13 protein-coding genes are annotated in these 15,419 nt (G+C 59.7%); 9 read left to right on the top strand and 4 right to left on the bottom strand.

All coding sequences use genetic code 11. The features are described 5' to 3' along the window. The first annotated feature begins 136 nt into the window (after positions 1-136). Entirely contained in the window at positions 137-1,114 is a 978-nt protein-coding gene (locus tag J5276_RS09870) for a sensor domain-containing diguanylate cyclase (RefSeq protein ID WP_162647897.1), read from the top strand. A 22-nt stretch (positions 1,115-1,136) separates the two neighbouring features. On the opposite strand, the gene J5276_RS09865 is transcribed toward J5276_RS09870, so the two are convergent. After that, positions 1,137-1,925 carry an SDR family oxidoreductase gene (locus J5276_RS09865; protein WP_013635763.1) on the bottom strand — a complete coding sequence of 263 codons (789 nt, stop codon included), beginning with the start codon at positions 1,923-1,925 and terminating at the stop codon, positions 1,137-1,139. 143 nt (positions 1,926-2,068) lie between these two features. On the opposite strand from J5276_RS09865, the gene J5276_RS09860 reads away from it, so the two are divergent. The 4 genes from J5276_RS09860 to J5276_RS09845 all read left to right on the top strand — a co-directional run bounded on the left by J5276_RS09860 (position 2,069) and on the right by J5276_RS09845 (position 7,183). Beyond that, entirely contained in the window at positions 2,069-2,989 is a 921-nt protein-coding gene (locus tag J5276_RS09860) for a cation diffusion facilitator family transporter (protein ID WP_111783206.1), read from the top strand. A 217-nt stretch (positions 2,990-3,206) separates the two neighbouring features. Continuing rightward, on the top strand, positions 3,207-3,971 hold the full coding sequence (locus J5276_RS09855; RefSeq protein WP_112155276.1) for an isocitrate lyase/phosphoenolpyruvate mutase family protein: 765 nt from the start codon (positions 3,207-3,209) through the stop codon (positions 3,969-3,971). Between the two features lie 505 nt (positions 3,972-4,476). After that, on the top strand, positions 4,477-6,141 hold the full coding sequence (locus J5276_RS09850; RefSeq protein WP_112155277.1) for an electron transfer flavoprotein-ubiquinone oxidoreductase: 1,665 nt from the start codon (positions 4,477-4,479) through the stop codon (positions 6,139-6,141). Between the two features lie 301 nt (positions 6,142-6,442). Then, positions 6,443-7,183, top strand: a complete 741-nt coding sequence (locus J5276_RS09845; protein WP_013635767.1) for a pentapeptide repeat-containing protein — start codon at positions 6,443-6,445, stop codon at positions 7,181-7,183. Between the two features lie 55 nt (positions 7,184-7,238). Here the strand turns inward: J5276_RS09845 and J5276_RS09840 are convergent, their stop codons facing one another. Further along, positions 7,239-8,255, bottom strand: coding sequence for a zinc-binding alcohol dehydrogenase family protein (locus J5276_RS09840; RefSeq protein WP_013635768.1), 1,017 nt, complete (start codon positions 8,253-8,255; stop codon positions 7,239-7,241). A gap of 103 nt (positions 8,256-8,358) precedes the next feature. Here J5276_RS09840 and J5276_RS09835 point away from each other — a divergent pair, with 103 nt between their 5' ends. Both J5276_RS09835 and J5276_RS09830 read left to right on the top strand, forming a co-directional pair. After that, positions 8,359-8,748 (top strand): helix-turn-helix domain-containing protein, encoded by a 390-nt coding sequence (locus J5276_RS09835; RefSeq protein ID WP_013635769.1) that lies wholly within the window; start codon positions 8,359-8,361, stop codon positions 8,746-8,748. Between the two features lie 120 nt (positions 8,749-8,868). Beyond that, positions 8,869-9,705 carry an undecaprenyl-diphosphate phosphatase gene (locus tag J5276_RS09830; protein WP_003512187.1) on the top strand — a complete coding sequence of 279 codons (837 nt, stop codon included), beginning with the start codon at positions 8,869-8,871 and terminating at the stop codon, positions 9,703-9,705. Between the two features lie 68 nt (positions 9,706-9,773). Here J5276_RS09830 and mgtE read toward each other — a convergent pair whose 3' ends face one another. Then, positions 9,774-11,147, bottom strand: coding sequence for a magnesium transporter (gene mgtE, locus J5276_RS09825; RefSeq protein ID WP_097171704.1), 1,374 nt, complete (start codon positions 11,145-11,147; stop codon positions 9,774-9,776). Between the two features lie 286 nt (positions 11,148-11,433). Then, on the bottom strand, positions 11,434-12,678 hold the full coding sequence (locus J5276_RS09820) for an MFS transporter (RefSeq protein ID WP_112155278.1): 1,245 nt from the start codon (positions 12,676-12,678) through the stop codon (positions 11,434-11,436). Positions 12,679-12,913: 235 nt separating this feature from the next. Here J5276_RS09820 and J5276_RS09815 point away from each other — a divergent pair, with 235 nt between their 5' ends. Together J5276_RS09815 and J5276_RS09810 are read left to right on the top strand one after the other, a co-directional pair. Further along, positions 12,914-13,822 carry a diacylglycerol kinase family protein gene (locus J5276_RS09815; RefSeq protein ID WP_112155279.1) on the top strand — a complete coding sequence of 303 codons (909 nt, stop codon included), beginning with the start codon at positions 12,914-12,916 and terminating at the stop codon, positions 13,820-13,822. 210 nt (positions 13,823-14,032) lie between these two features. After that, entirely contained in the window at positions 14,033-15,409 is a 1,377-nt protein-coding gene (locus tag J5276_RS09810) for an aspartate aminotransferase family protein (RefSeq protein WP_065704894.1), read from the top strand. The last annotated feature ends 10 nt before the right edge of the window (positions 15,410-15,419 follow it).

Raw genomic sequence — 15,419 nt, 5'->3', positions numbered from 1 at the left:
AAAGTAATTTTCCGTTATAAATACAGTTTTGCGATGCAAATTAAATATTTTTTCGCAATCGCAAAGTATAAATAAAGGCTATATCCTCAGGGAGCTTTCTTAATTGTAGCTGTCGCGTTGTAACCCGGAAGTCCAGATGTCCCGCAAGCAGGCATGTTCCGCCCTCCAAGATGTGCCGCCCGGGCCGGAGGTCCTCATTCGCGGCGACGTGGAAATTTTCCATTCCCAGCTTATGAACCTCATGGCGTCATCGCAGCAGGGTTATGCCCTTTTCGATGGCAGCGATGACTTGCGCTTTGCCAATGCGGCCTTCCGCGAGGCGCTGGGCATGGCTCCGGACGGTTTTCCGAGCTGGATGGAGCTGATGCGCGGCGGGTATCGCAGCTCGACAGGAACGGCGGTCGAAACCACCGATTTCGAACTGTGGTTGCGCTCGGCGCGGACAAGGCGCGGCAAGTTGCCTTACCGCACCATCGAAACCAGCCTGAACGATGGACGCTGGATGCTGACGACGGAAACGACGCTGCCGGGCGGCTGGATGTTGTGTGTCGTGACCGATGTTTCCGAGCTTGGCATCCAGTTGCGCGATCTGCGGCAGGAGCGCGACAGGGCGCTGAAATCGGCGCTGAGCGACGAGCTCACGGGCCTCGGCAACCGCCGCTATGCCATGGATATCCTCAACCAGATGCTTGGCCCCAACAAGGCGCAGGCGCTTGCGGTGATCATCATGGATATCGACCATTTCAAGGCGGTGAACGACCGTTTCGGGCATGCCTGCGGCGATCTCGTCCTTAAGGATTTCGCCACCCGGCTTTCCGCCGCGATCGGCCGGGACGATCTGGTGGGGCGGATCGGCGGTGAGGAGTTTTTGCTCGTTCTCAGCGGGTCGCGAATGCTGAGCGCGGAAAGCACCATGCAGAAGCTGCTGGCGACGTTGACCGAGGCATCGCCGCTGAGCGATGTGCCGGATTTCCGTTACAGCTGTTCGGCCGGCATTGCCTTTGCCGATCCCGGCGAGAGCGCGAGCGATGTGCTGCGCCGCGCCGACACGGCACTCTACGAAGCCAAGAATACCGGCAGAAACCGCTTCGTAGTCTACGGAGCGGCCTCTTGACCGCTCCGGCGTCGCACCGGCGTCAGTTCGATTTCGCCGCGCCGCCATCCACCCGCAGCATTGTGCCGGTGATGTAGCTTGCCGGAACCGAGCAGAGGAAAGCCCCGGCGGCGGCGAATTCTTCCACCGTGCCAAGCCTGCCTGCCGGAATGCTCTTGACCGAAGCCTCGCGGATTTCCTCCATGCTTTTACCCAGGCGCTTGGCATTGGCGCCATCCAGCTCGTCGATGCGGTCGGTATGGATGCGGCCGGGCAGAAGAAGGTTGGAGGTGATGCCGAAACCGGCCACTTCGCTCGACAATGTCTTGCTCCAGCCCACCAGCGCCCCACGCAGCGTGTTGGAGAGCGCCAGATTGGGGATGGGTTCGAACACGCCGGAGGAGGCAACGGTCAGGATGCGGCCAAAGCCCTGTTCCTTCATCTGCGGCAGCAGCGCATTGGTGAGCGTGATGACGCGCAGCACCATCGACTGGAAGAAGCTCTCCAGCTTCTCGGTCGTGATCTCCTGCGCAAGACCCGGCGTCGGGCCACCGGTGTTGTTGACGAGAATGTCAATGCCGCCGAGCTTGTCGTTCACGGCCTGAACCATGGCCTCGACGAAATTGTCATCGCCAAGATCGCCCCGCACCCAGTCGGCCTTGCCCTTGCCGAGTGCATTGATCGTCTTGCAGTTCGCGTCCAGCTTTTCGCTGCTTCTGCCAACGAGAAGAACATTCACGCCTTCATTCGCCAGCGCCGTGGCGATGCCCAGCCCAAGGCCGCGAGAGGAGGCGAGAACGAGGGCGCGTTTGCCGGAAATGCCGAGATCCATGGGTTTTGTCCTGTCTTGTTTTCAGCAGATCAAAGAATCGAAGCGTGACTACAGGCGAAAACCTTCCACAGTTTTCGCTATCCCGCTCCATCTGTGCTGTTTATAGGAAGGCGGCGCCCGCTTTTGAAGGTTAAATACGCGTCATGACCGAACAATCTCTGCTGAAATTCTCAATTGCCATCACGGTTCTTCTGGCCGCGTTCGGCATTGGTGCAGGCCTGTTTTCCGGCTCTTTCGCGGTGGTGTTCGATGGCGTTTATGCCCTGACGGATGCCTTCATGACGGTGCTGGCGCTACTGGTGGCGCGGCTGATCGCGGCTTCCGCCGCCCCGCGGCCCGGTGGCCGGCTGGCAGAGCGTTTCACCATGGGCTTCTGGCATCTGGAGCCGATGGTCCTCGGCCTCAACGGCACGCTTTTGATGGGCGCTGCGATCTATGCCCTGATCAACGCCATCGACAGCCTGATGGACGGCGGCAGATCGATCGAGTTCGATTACGCCATCATCGTCACCTTCGTCAGCTTTGCCGTTTCGCTTATCATGGCATGGTTCGTCAAACGCCAGAACCGCAGACTGAAATCGGCCTTCGTGGCGCTGGACGCCAAAAGCTGGCTGATGAGCGCGCTCCTGAGCGCGGCCCTGTTCCTCGCCTTCGCCATCGGCTACGGGCTGACGGGAACGGCGCATCAGTGGATCGCGCCCTATATCGACCCCGCCGTTCTGGCGCTGGTCTGCCTCATCATCATTCCCATGCCGCTCGGCAATGTGAAGCAGGCGCTCGCCGACATCCTTCTGGTGACGCCGTTTGAATTCAAGCAGCATGTGGACAGGGTAGCGGCCGAAGCCGTCGAAAAATTCGGCTTTGCCTCGCACTATTCCTATGTCGCCCGCGTGGGCCGAGGCCGCCAGATCGAACTCTTCTTCATCGTCCCGAAAAACTGGCCACCCCGGCGTCTCGAAGAATGGGACGCGATCCGCGACGAGATCGGCGATGCACTCGGCGGCGAGGGGACGGATCGGTGGCTGACGATTGTGTTTACGACGGATGAGGAATGGGCGGTTTGAACGGGATGTTTGATTTTAGCTGCTTGCGGTACTCATCCTGATTCGCAAGTAGAGAACTCTCGTAATCTTAGACAAAAAGAAATAGGTGCCCGAAAATCGGCGTTCTGAGCATTTTCCCGGTGCTAGTCGTTTCCAGGTAACGGCTGCGGCCTTTAGAACAGGCGACGGCTGATCGAAATGAGCGAAAGCTCAAAGATAGCACACGGGAGACACCAAAATGAGCAATCAGATTGAACGTGCAGAAAAGTTTCGAAGCTTGCACATTCCGGGCGATCCCATCGTCCTTTACAACATCTGGGATGCAGGAAGCGCGATGGCCGTTGCCCGCAGCGGTGCGAAGGCCATTGCAACCGGAAGCTGGTCCGTTGCTGCCGCGCAAGGCTATTCGGATGGTGAGGAGATGCCGCTCGATGACGCACTGGCGGTCGTCGCTCGAATAATGAAATGCATCGATCTGCCTCTCACTGTGGATTTTGAAGGCGGTTATTCGAGTGATGCTGCAACGGTCAGGCGCAACGTAGGTCGTCTGCTCACCCTCGGTGTCATCGGATTGAACTTCGAGGATCAGGTGGTGCACGGGACGGGCCTCTATGATATCGATTATCAGGTGGACCGGCTTCGAGCTATTCGCAGCGCTGCCGAAGACCACCGTGTCCCGGTCTTCATCAATGCGAGAACGGACGTGTTTCTCAAGGCAGATGAGGGCATCGATCATGCGGTCTTGCTGGATGAGGTGCTCGCTCGCGGGGCAGCCTATAAGGCGGCAGGAGCAGATGGTTTTTTCGTGCCCGGGCTAAAAGACAAAAAGCTGATCAAAGAAATATGCGACCGCACGACTTTACCGGTCAATGTTATGATATCGGGCGACCTGAAAGATATCCGAGAGCTGGCAGACCTTGGTGTGGCCCGGATCAGTTTCGGCCCCACGCCATACATCAAAGTGGCTGGAGACTTGGAAAACAGCGCACGCGTTTTTGCCTGAAAGCAACTCTTGTACTGACCTGATCTCGTCATTGCTGAGGTCAGAGTCGGAAGAGCGGCGTTAGCCCGGCTGGGTCGGCCTTGGCGGAAAAACACTTTGCAGCTCGAGTTTTCGGCCGGCCGGATGGCTGGGAGTGCGAGCTGCAATGAACGGCGGGAAGCGTCCTGACCGCCCTGGCGACTTAGGCTCGGTGCAATCCTTGGAATTGGCAATCCCGTTGCCACCAAATAATGACAAACCTTGACGCCCACCCACGCAACTCCTATTCTCAATCTTACGTGCACGTAAAAGTAATAAAATACTCATCAGGTTGTCTGACAATTGAGTGGCGTGCGACATGTTTTGCCGCTATGGAAGCTCGACAAAGGCGTCGTGCTTTGCGAAGACAGGCTAGGGCGAATGTGTTGTCGCAGACGGGCTTTTCGGCCAGTGCAGGCAACACGGTGCGAATGCCGGAAGCGGATATAACAACAGCCGGATGGGACCGGCGAGGTGAGAGGACAAGATGACGGAAGCGATGGAACTGCCGGAACGCGAAGCGATGGAATTCGACGTTGTGATCGTCGGTGCGGGTCCTGCGGGCCTTGCCGCCGCGATCCGTCTGAAGCAGGTCGAGCCGGAGCTTTCGGTCGTCGTTCTGGAAAAGGGTGCTGAAGTCGGCGCGCATATTCTCTCAGGTGCCGTGGTTGATCCCATCGGCATCGACCGGCTTCTGCCCGGCTGGCGTGAGGAAGAGGGGCATCCCTTCAAGACCGAGGTCAAGGACGACCAGTTCTTGTTCTTAGGCCCTGCGGGCTCCATCCGTCTGCCGAACTTCATGATGCCGCCGCTCATGAACAATCACGGCAATTACATCGTCTCGCTTGGGCTGGTCTGTCGCTGGCTGGCGGAAAAGGCGGAAGCGCTCGGCGTCGAGATCTATCCGGGCTTTGCCGCCACCGAAGTGCTTTATAATGAAGAAGGCGCAGTGATCGGTGTCGCCACCGGCGATATGGGCATCGAGAAGAACGGTGAACCCGGCCCCGCCTTCACGCGCGGCATGGAGCTGCATGGCAAATATGTGCTGATCGGCGAAGGCGTGCGCGGTTCGCTCGCCAAGCAGCTGATTTCCAGGTTTGACCTTTCGAAAGATCGCGAACCGCAGAAATTCGGCATCGGCATCAAGGAACTCTGGCAGGTCAAGCCGGAACACCACAAACAGGGCCTCGTGCAGCATTCCTTCGGCTGGCCGCTCGGTTTCAAGACCGGCGGCGGCTCGTTCCTCTATCATCTGGAGGACAATCTCGTCGCCGTCGGCTTCGTGGTGCATCTCAATTACAAGAACCCCTATCTTTATCCTTTCGAGGAATTCCAGCGCTTCAAGACGCATCCGGCCATCCGCGACACTTTCGAGGGCGGCAAGCGCATTTCCTATGGCGCGCGCGCGATTACCGAGGGCGGTTACCAGTCGGTGCCGAAGCTGACTTTCCCCGGCGGCGCGCTGATCGGCTGTTCGGCCGGTTTCGTCAATGTGCCGCGCATCAAGGGTAGCCACAATGCGGTGTTGTCGGGCATGCTGGCGGCGGAAAAAATCGCCGCGGCTATTTCCGCCGGTCGCGCCCATGATGAAGTGGCCGAGATCGAGGCGGAATGGCGCGACGGCGATATCGGCAAGGACCTGAAGCGTGTGCGCAACGTCAAGCCGCTGTGGTCGAAGTTCGGCACGCTTGTTGGCGTCGGCCTTGGCGGTCTCGACATGTGGACCAACCAGCTGTTCGGTTTCTCCGTTTTCGGCACGCTGAAACACGGCAAGACGGATGCGCAGAGCCTTGAGCCGGCCTCCAAACACAAGCCGATCGCCTATCCGAAACCGGACGGCGTTTTGACCTTCGACCGGCTGTCATCGGTGTTCCTGTCCTCCACCAACCATGAGGAAGACCAGCCGGTGCATCTTCAGGTGAAGGATATGGACTTGCAGAAGCGTTCCGAACACGACGTCTATGCCGGTCCCTCGACGCGTTATTGTCCTGCCGGCGTTTATGAGTGGGTGGAGAAGGACGGTGAGGAGGTCTACGTGATCAACGCGCAGAACTGCGTGCACTGTAAGACCTGCGATATCAAGGATCCGAACCAGAACATCAACTGGGTGCCGCCGCAGGGTGGCGAAGGGCCGGTTTACGCCAATATGTGATCGCGGTGCTGGTCTGCCGGCAACCTTCGTCTTGCCCGGGCTTGCCCCGGGCATCTGCAGCCGATTGATTTCACGATACGTGGTTGGATCCTCGCGACAAGCGAAAGGATGACGTCTCGTGCGCGAGGCATCGAAAGTCTCGTCCCCCTAGTATTTGTGGATTGCCCTTCGATTTCTTACATATAGGATGTTGGGGTGTTGTAGCTTTGCATGGTCCATGGATTGTGGGCCAGGAATGCGGTAACGCCTTGAATGTGCATATGTTGCGTTTGGGCCGTCGCCCGGCGGCAGGAGTGATGGAATGTCCGGCTTTCAGAGGCTGAATATCGTGCGGAATACAAGGATCGTCGCCGGTCTGGCGGCAGGTATGGTAGTTGCCGTTTCGCTCAGTGGCAGCCCTCTGATGGCCGCCAGCTGCCGCGCCGACGCCATGGCCGGCATCGACTGGCGCGAATGCAACAAGCGGCTCCTGATGCTGGGCGGCAGCAACCTCGATTCGGCGATGCTGTACGGCACGGATTTCACCTATACGGATTTGCGCGGCTCCTCGCTGAAGGGCGCCAATCTTGAAAAGGCGAAACTCATCCGGACGGCTCTTGGAGAGGCGAACCTGCAGGGCGCCAACCTGACGAAGGTGGAAGCCTACCGCAGCGACTTTTCCGCCGCCGACGCCACCAGCGCAAAATTCATCAATGCGGAAATGCAGCGGACCAATTTCAACAAGGCCAAACTGGACGGCGCGGATTTTACCAAGGCTGAACTCGGGCGTGCCGAGTTTCAAGATGCCAGCCTGTCCGGCTCGAAATTTTCGCTGACCAACCTGTCGCGTGCCAGCTTCCAGGGCGCAAAGCTCGGCGGCGCGGTGGATTTTGCCAACGCCTTCCTGCTGTTGACCCGCATAGAGGGGGTCGATCTTTCCGCCGCCACCGGCCTTGAGCAGAAACAGATCGACATCGCCTGCGGCGACGCCAAGACAAAACTGCCGAGCGGCCTGACGACGCCTGCCGCATGGCCATGCCCGGAAGATCCGGAAGACGATTGACCGGGAAGGGCGCGCTTTATCAGGCGCGCACCTCCCACTTCGTGTGACGTGAAGATCAAAAGCCCGAAAGCACGATCTTGCCCTTGGCCGTGTTGCTTTCAATCAAGGCGTGGGCCTTGATGAGGTTTGCGGCGTTGATGGTGCCGAAAACCTCGGTCAACGTCGTCTTGATCTTGCCGGCATCGACCAGTTCCGCAACGTGATTGAGCAGCTTGTGCTGTTCGATCATGTCAGGCGTCTGGAAAACCGCGCGGGCGAACATCATTTCCCAATGGATTGAAACGCATTTGCGCTTGAACGCCATGGCGTCGAAACCGCCGGCCGGATCGTCGATCAGCGCAAAACGGCCCTGCGGCGCAATGGTCGCCACGCTGTCTGCGGCGTGAATGTCGCTATGGGTGGTCGAGAATACGAAGCCCGGTGCACCAAGTCCAAGCGCTTCCACCTGCGGGGCAATCGGCTTGCTGTGATCGACGACATGATGCGCGCCGAGGTCTTTGGCCCATTGCATCGTTTCCGGCCGCGAAGCCGTGGCAATGACGGTAAGATCGGTCAGTGCGCGCAGAAGCTGGATGGCAATCGAGCCGACGCCGCCGGCGCCACCGATCACCAGAACGGCATTTGCCGCACCCGGAACGGGCTCTGTCACCCGCAGCCGGTCGAACAGCGTCTCGTAGGCCGTGATCGCGGTCAGCGGCAGTGCCGCCGCTTCCTCGAAATTCAGCGACTTCGGTTTGGCGCCAACGATGCGCTCATCGACCAGATGGAATTCGCTGTTGGAGCCGGGGCGGTTGATGACACCAGCGTAAAACACCTCGTCGCCGGGCTTGAACAGCGATACCTTGTCGCCGACGGCTTTCACCACGCCCGCCGCATCGAAGCCCAGCACGCGGGCAGCACCGTTTTCCGGCGCCTGGTTGCGGCGAACCTTGGTGTCAACAGGATTGACCGAAACGGCCTTCACCTCCACCAGAATATCATGCCCCGTCGCCTCCGGCTGCGGCAGGTCGAGGTCGATAAGGGCATCCGTTGCGGTAATGGGCTGGCTCGTCTTGTAACCGATGGCGCGCATGAACAGTCTCCTTTGCTTGTTTGCGTGCCTCTTACTTGATACATATGAACATCGATCGCAAGAATGCACATTTTGTGATGATACATACAAAAAGGATACTGTGATGTCGCGACCGCGCGCCAAGCTTACCGGCAATTTTCCGGGCTGCCCGGTGGAGTCTGCCTTGAGTTTTCTCGACGGCAAATGGAAAGGCGTGATCCTCTATCACCTCATCAACGAGGGCACCCTGCGCTTCAACGAGTTGCGCCGCCACATCCCAAGCGTCACCCAGCGCATGCTCACCAAGCAACTGCGGGAACTGGAAGAGGCGGGCCTGATTTCGCGCACCGTCTTCCCGGTGGTGCCGCCGCGCGTGGACTATGCGCTGACGCCACTTGGCGAAACCATGAAGCCGGTGATCTCGGCGCTGAAAAGCTGGGGCGACGCCCATGTTGTGTGCAAGAACGGCGCGAAATACACCCTTCATCCTGAGCCTGCGGAGAAAGCAGCCTGAAAAATAACGGGTAAAACCAAGCCCTCCGGCACTTCTTTTTCATGGTGCGATGCAACACGGATTTGCCCGGTTTGATGCATAATGCTGCGAATTCGATTCGCAGCAGGGACATCAAATCACATGAGCATCGGTTGGTTGGAGGCCGGATTTCTCGGCCTTTTGCAAGGACTTACGGAATTTCTTCCGGTTTCTTCAAGCGCGCATCTGAGGATAGCCGGGGAGTTTCTGCCCTCCGGTGCGGATCCGGGTGCCGCCTTCACGGCGATTACGCAGATCGGCACGGAAGCGGCGGTGCTGGTCTATTTCTGGTCCGATATCATGCGGATCGCCGCCGCCTGGCTCCGGCAGAACCTTCGCCTCGGACCCTATGACAAGTCCGATGCGCGGCTTGGCTGGCTGATCATCGTCGGCTCGGTGCCGATCGTGCTGCTCGGCCTGTTCTTTAAGGATGCCATCGAGCATTCGCTGCGCAATCTCTATATCACCGCCGTAATGCTGATTGTCTTCGGCATCATTCTCGGCGTCGCCGACAGGATCGGCAAGAAGCGCTACAAGCTGAACCAGCTGATCTGGCGTGATGGCATCCTGTTCGGTTTCGCGCAGGCTATGGCGCTCATCCCCGGCGTCTCGCGCTCGGGCGGCACCATCAGCGCCGGCCTGCTCTTAGGCTACACGCGCGAGGCGGCCGCACGATATTCCTTCCTGCTCGCCGTTCCCGCCGTCTTCGGTTCCGGTTTCTACCAGCTGTTCAAAAGCATCGGCGAGGAGAACCCTGTAGGCTGGGGCCAGACGGGGCTTGCAACCCTGATCGCCTTCGTCGTCGGTTACGCCGTGATCGTTGTCTTCCTCAAGCTGGTCTCCACCAAGAGCTACATGCCCTTCGTCTGGTACCGGGTGGTCATCGGCGTCATTCTTTTGGGACTTCTCGGAACGGGCGTTATCAGCGCCGGCGGTTGAGGGGTGCTTGCCCTGTCAAAAACTCTGCAAATGAAAAGGCCCGCTCTTTCGAGCGGGCCTTTTGTGTTTCAGAGCAGCGTGCCGCTGAGGATCACCAGCGCCACCGAGAAGTAGATGACGAGGCCGCTGACATCCACCAGCGTGGCGACGAACGGCGCAGATGCGCTGGCTGGATCCAGCCGCAGACGCTGCAGCAGGAAGGGCAGCATGGAGCCGGCCAGCGAGCCGAAGGTGACGATGCCGACGAGTGCGGCAAAGACGGTGGCGCCCACCAGCAGCCAATGGTCGCCATAATCATAAAAGCCTGCCTGCTGCCAGATGGTCAGACGCAGGAAGCCGATGGCGCCGAGAATGCAGCCGAGCGTCAGGCCCGTCGGGATTTCCCGCAGCAGCACCCGCCACCAGTCCGAAAGCTTCAGTTCGCCGAGCGCCAGCGCCCGGATGATGAGCGAGGTGGCCTGCGAACCGGAGTTGCCGCCTGATGACATGATGAGCGGTATGAACAGCGTCAGCACGACGGCTTTTTCCAGCTCGCCTTCAAAATGCTGCATGGCGCTTGCCGTCAGCATTTCACCCAGGAACAGGGCAGCCAGCCAGCCTGCGCGCTTGCGGATCATGTCCGGAAAACCCATTGCCATATAGGGCTTGCCGAGTGCTTCCATACCACCGAACTTGTGAGCGTCTTCCGTGGTGTCGGCGATCATGGTGTCGATCACGTCGTCGACCGTGACGATGCCGAGGATATGCGAATGATCGTCAACGACGGGAAGCGCCAGAAGGTCGTGCTTGCGGATGAGCCGGGCAACATCCTCCTGCGACATCAAGGGGCTGGCACAGACGATGCCTTCCTTCGATGCAACGGAGAGAATGGAGGCGCCGGCCTCGCCGGTCAGCAGGCGACGCAGCGTCACGACGGTGGACAGCGTTCCGTCCTGCGCCAGAACATAGATGGCATAGACCGTTTCACGCGACCGCTCGACGACGCGGATGTGCGAAAGGGTCTGTTCCACCGTCCAGCTATCCGGTACGCTGACGAATTCCGTGGTCATGATCGAGCCGGCGGTGCGCGGCGGATAACCCATCAGATGTTTGATGGAGAGCGCGGTTGTGCGATCCAGCCGGGAAAACAGCTTTGCGCGCGGCTCTTCGTCCATTTCCGCCATGACGTCGGCAACGCGGTCGTCTGACATCAGGTTGACGAAGCGGGCGGCCTGGTCAAGCGGAATGCCGGCAATGATGGCGGCTGCGTCATGCAGTTCCGGCCGGTCGAGAATGGCGACGGCCTTTGCCTGCGGCATGGCGAGCAGGGCAGCGACTGCCTCATGCGTATCGAGTGTGTTGAGGTGCTCGACGCGTTCTGCAATGGTGGTGGAACCGGCATTTCCGCTGCGGAGAAGACGTGCGGCCTTGCTGGCTCTCTGGGAGAGGGTGTGGAAGTTCATGATTGCTCACCTTTCCGTCGATTCGCCGATTACGACGAACGCGGTGGTGAGCCGACAGGTGCCGGATCAGTTCCCGTTCGCCGCTTTCGGCAAAGGCAATCGACTACTACTGTCGCTAGACATCAAATGATGCTCCGTTAAAATCCGCGCTGTGCCGGGTCACAGCCTGCGCGTAACGCCGTGTTGCGCCCGAAACCAAAAAGAGTCAAGCGAGCCGATCGTGAAATTTCCGTAAGGTTTATTGCAGGTGCCGGAACGGGTGTTCCGGCCGCTGAAAAACCGGCTTTCAACCGGCTTTTGCGCGCCGTTCGACGGTGACGGACACAAGGAAAACGCCAAGCCCGAGAAGCGAAAGAACAGCGCCCACATAACCGGTGGAGGCATATCCATAGCCCATGGCGATGACCATGCCGCCAAGCCATGCGCCGAGCGCGTTGGCGATGTTGAAGGCGGAGTGGTTGGAGGCAGCCGCAAGCGTCTGCGCATCCGCTGCCACATCCATCAGCCGCGTCTGCACGGCGGGGCAGGCGGCAAAACCGCAGCCGATCAGGAAGACGCAGAGACACATCATGAATGGGTCATGCGCCGTCATGCCGAACACGGCCATGACCACCACGTTAAAGGCGAGCATGCCGCCGATCGTGCCGTTGAGCGAGATATCGGCCAGCCGCGAGCCGACCACATTGCCGACATTCATGCCGATGCCGAAGAGGGCGAGGACCATGGAGACGGTGGAAACCGGCATCATCGCGACATCGGTGGTGGTCTTGGCGATATAGCTGAAAACCGAGAACATGCCGCCGAAACCGACCGATGCGATGGCGAGCGTCAGCCACACCTGCACGCGGCGGAAAGCCCCGAGTTCACGCCAAACGCTGGCACCTTCCTCTACCCTGTCGCGCGGCTGGAACAGCCACAGCAGGGCGACTGTCAACAGCCCGATGCCGCCCACCAGCATGAAGGCTGCGCGCCAGGAAAGCACCTGCCCGAAGAAAGTGGCAAGCGGCGTTCCAAGCAGCGTGGCGATGGTGAGGCCGAGCATGACGCGGCCAACGGCGCGGGCACGTTTGTGGATTGGCGCCATGGAGGCGGCCACCAGCGCTGCAACGCCGAAATAGGCGCCGTGCGGCAGGCCGGTGATGAAGCGCAGCACGGTGAAGCTCAGGAAATCAGGTGCGACGGCGCTCAAGATATTGCCGAGTGCGAAAAGTCCCATGAGCCCGAGAAGCAGGGTGCGCCGCGTCATGCGTGCAGCCAGCACCGCGATGATGGGAGCGCCGATGACGACACCCAGCGCATAGGCCGTGATGACGTAACCTGCCTGGGGCACCGTGACGCCATAGGTCGTTGCGACGTCAGGCAGCAGGCCCATGATGGCGAATTCGCCGGTGCCGATGCCGAAACCGCCTGCGGCAAGCGCCAGTTCGATGAGTGCGACGGCAAAAGGCGTCAGTGCCACGGCAGGCCTTGCCGCAACAACGGTTTCACTCTCCGCCTCGAGGCGGGCTTCCGACAAATTCGAATGGCTCATTGCGACCTGAAAAGGGGGAGGACCCCACAGAAAAAAGGGCAAGACCGTATGGGAACGGCCTGCCCTGACTGGAGATGCGCGGTCATGAAAATGACCTTAAGTGATATCTAACATGAAATGATGCATTGCGGTAGAGCGATTCTCGGCAAAAGAGCATCTTCACGCGATGGTGTTTGGAACCCTATATAACCCCAAGCATTTACGCGCGGCTGCCTCACAGGATCAGGTTGGAAATATGAAGCTCATTGCAATTTTCAATCGTGACGGCGGCACCTTCCGCACCACGGATATGGATGCCTATTGCGACCACGCCCGCGAGGTCTTTTCCCGCGCCGGCCACACGATCGACTGCCGCGTGGTCTCCGGCAAGGAAGTTGTCGAGGAGATGGAACGCGCCGCCGATGAGCCTGATATCGAAGGCATCATTGCCGGCGGTGGTGATGGAACGATTTCGGCCGCTGCCGGTATCGCCTGGAAACACGGCATCGCGCTCGGTATCGTACCGGCCGGCACCATGAACCTGTTCGCCCGCTCGCTGAAGCTGCCGCTCGATATCCGCCACGTCCTGGAGACACTGGCGAATGGCGAGATCGCCAATGTCGATATCGCCAGCGCCAACGGCCGTCTTTTCGTCCACCAGTTTTCCGCAGGCCTGCATTCGCGCATGGTGCGCTATCGCAACAACCTCGCCTTCGCCTCCCGCCTTGGCAAGATCAAGGCAAGCGTCCGCGCCGCCATCAGCGTCATTCTCAATCCGCCGGTCTTCGAGGTGGAATATACGGTCAATGGCAAGACGCAGCGCCGCAAGGTGTCAGCAATTTCCGTCTCCAACAATGAATTCGGGCAGAACTCGCTTCTGGTCGCGGATAATGTCTCGGGCGGCCACCTCGGCTTCTATCTCACCGATCCCCTGCGCCCCTCGGGCGTGGCAAGGCTCGCTTTCGACATCCTGCGCGGCAAGCTGAAGGAAAACGCCGCGGTAACGGCCACGACCGTCACGGGTGTGGAACTTCATTTCCCCAAGAAGCGCCATGACGTGCGCTGCGTCATCGATGGCGAATTGCTGCCGATGGAGCGCGACGTGGCACTCGAAGTCCATGCCGGCGAATTGAAGGTGCTGGTGGGGCGAGGGGTCGTGGCGTAGCGCACCACCTCCATAACGGTGCAATCGAACCTGCTTCAAGATAGCCGCTCGTTTCTTCTCCCCGGCGGGGAGTAGAAACAAGCGGCAAGGCCGAATCATCGTCTCGATCCCCCAAAAAACGCCAGTCTTGCCAAATCGAAGCCGCCCGGCCATGTTCGGTTGGGTGCGGCTCCGGAAGGCGCCGTCGTCTTTGCGGGAGTGCGATCTGTCATGAATGAAGTCTCCAAGCCGGTGTCCAACCTTGCCGCCATCGATGCCGCCCATCACCTTCACCCCTTTTCCGATATGGGTAAGCTGAACGCGAGCGGCACCCGCATCATCGAGCGTGCAGAAGGCGTCTTCATCTATGACAGCACCGGCAAGAAGTATCTCGACGCCTTTGCCGGACTATGGTGCGTCAATATCGGTTACGGACGCCGCGAGATCGCCGATGTCGTGCAGCGCCAGATGAACGAACTGCCCTATTACAACGCCTTTTTCGGCACTACGACACCATCAGCTACACTTCTGGCTCAGAAGATCGCTTCCCGTGCCGGGCCGAAGATGAACCATGTGTTCTTCACCAATTCCGGTTCGGAAGCCACCGACACCTGGTTCCGCATGGCGCGTGTCTACTGGAAGGCGCTCGGCCATCCGACGAAGACCAAGGTGATCGCTCGCCGCAACGGCTATCACGGCTCTACGGTCGCTGGCGCTTCGCTCGGCGGCATGAAGTGGATGCACGAGCAGGGCAATCTGCCGATCGAGGGTATCGCCCATATCGGCCAACCCTATTGGTATGCGGAAGGCGGCGATCTCTCACCCGCGGAATTCGGCCTGAAGGTGGCCCGCGAACTGGAAGCGAAGATAGAAGAGCTCGGTGAAGATAATGTCGCGGCTTTCGTGGCGGAACCCATTCAGGGCGCCGGTGGGGTCATTGTGCCACCGGAAACCTACTGGCCGGAAATCGCCCGCATCTGCAAGGCGCGCAACATTCTGCTGGTGTCCGACGAGGTGATCTGCGGTTTCGGCCGCCTCGGTTCCTGGTTCGGCTACCAGCATTTCGGCGTGGAGCCGGATCTCGCGCCCGTCGCCAAGGGCCTGTCATCCGGTTATCTGCCGATTGGCGGCGTCCTCGTTTCCGACCGGGTGGCGGAGGTGATGTTGTCCGAGGTCGGTGATTTCAACCATGGCTTCACCTATTCCGGCCACCCCGTCTGCGCCGCCGCCGCTCTGGAAAATATTCGTATCATCGAGGATGAGGGGCTGGTGGAACGGGTGCGGGATGATATCGGCCCTTATTTTTCGCAAGGCTGGAAAAGCCTCACCGACCACGAGTTGGTGGGTGAGGCAGTGAATGTCGGCCTCATGGGTGGCCTGCAGCTTGCGGCCGACAAGGCGACCCGCAGGCGTTTTGCCAAGCCGGATGACATCGGCACCGCCGTGCGCAACCATTGCCTGGCAAACGGCCTCGTCATGCGTGCCACCGGCGACCGCATGCTGGCATCACCGGCGCTGACGATCAGCCGCTCGGAGGTGGACCAGATCATCGAGACTCTGCGCAAGGGGCTCGATCACCTGCGCGATACACCAGAGCATTTCCAATAAAGCGCGTAGT

Origin of the sequence: Agrobacterium sp. S7/73, assembly GCF_019355535.1 — a bacterium.
Classification (GTDB): Bacteria; Pseudomonadota; Alphaproteobacteria; order Rhizobiales; family Rhizobiaceae; genus Agrobacterium; species Agrobacterium tumefaciens.
Note: the sequence above shows the minus strand (reverse complement) of the source record. Positions and strands in the feature narration are given on the sequence as shown.

Coding starts and splice junctions, on each gene's coding strand:
- J5276_RS09850 (WP_112155277.1), top strand. CDS start 4,477: ATGACGGAAGCGATGGAACTGCCGGAACGCGAAGCGATGGAATTCGAC.
- J5276_RS09820 (WP_112155278.1), bottom strand. CDS start 12,678: ATGAGCCATTCGAATTTGTCGGAAGCCCGCCTCGAGGCGGAGAGTGAA.
- J5276_RS09830 (WP_003512187.1), top strand. CDS start 8,869: ATGAGCATCGGTTGGTTGGAGGCCGGATTTCTCGGCCTTTTGCAAGGA.
- J5276_RS09815 (WP_112155279.1), top strand. CDS start 12,914: ATGAAGCTCATTGCAATTTTCAATCGTGACGGCGGCACCTTCCGCACC.
- J5276_RS09840 (WP_013635768.1), bottom strand. CDS start 8,255: ATGCGCGCCATCGGTTACAAGACGAGCCAGCCCATTACCGCAACGGAT.
- J5276_RS09835 (WP_013635769.1), top strand. CDS start 8,359: ATGTCGCGACCGCGCGCCAAGCTTACCGGCAATTTTCCGGGCTGCCCG.
- J5276_RS09865 (WP_013635763.1), bottom strand. CDS start 1,925: ATGGATCTCGGCATTTCCGGCAAACGCGCCCTCGTTCTCGCCTCCTCT.
- J5276_RS09810 (WP_065704894.1), top strand. CDS start 14,033: ATGAATGAAGTCTCCAAGCCGGTGTCCAACCTTGCCGCCATCGATGCC.
- J5276_RS09845 (WP_013635767.1), top strand. CDS start 6,443: ATGTCCGGCTTTCAGAGGCTGAATATCGTGCGGAATACAAGGATCGTC.
- mgtE (WP_097171704.1), bottom strand. CDS start 11,147: ATGAACTTCCACACCCTCTCCCAGAGAGCCAGCAAGGCCGCACGTCTT.
- J5276_RS09855 (WP_112155276.1), top strand. CDS start 3,207: ATGAGCAATCAGATTGAACGTGCAGAAAAGTTTCGAAGCTTGCACATT.
- J5276_RS09870 (WP_162647897.1), top strand. CDS start 137: ATGTCCCGCAAGCAGGCATGTTCCGCCCTCCAAGATGTGCCGCCCGGG.
- J5276_RS09860 (WP_111783206.1), top strand. CDS start 2,069: ATGACCGAACAATCTCTGCTGAAATTCTCAATTGCCATCACGGTTCTT.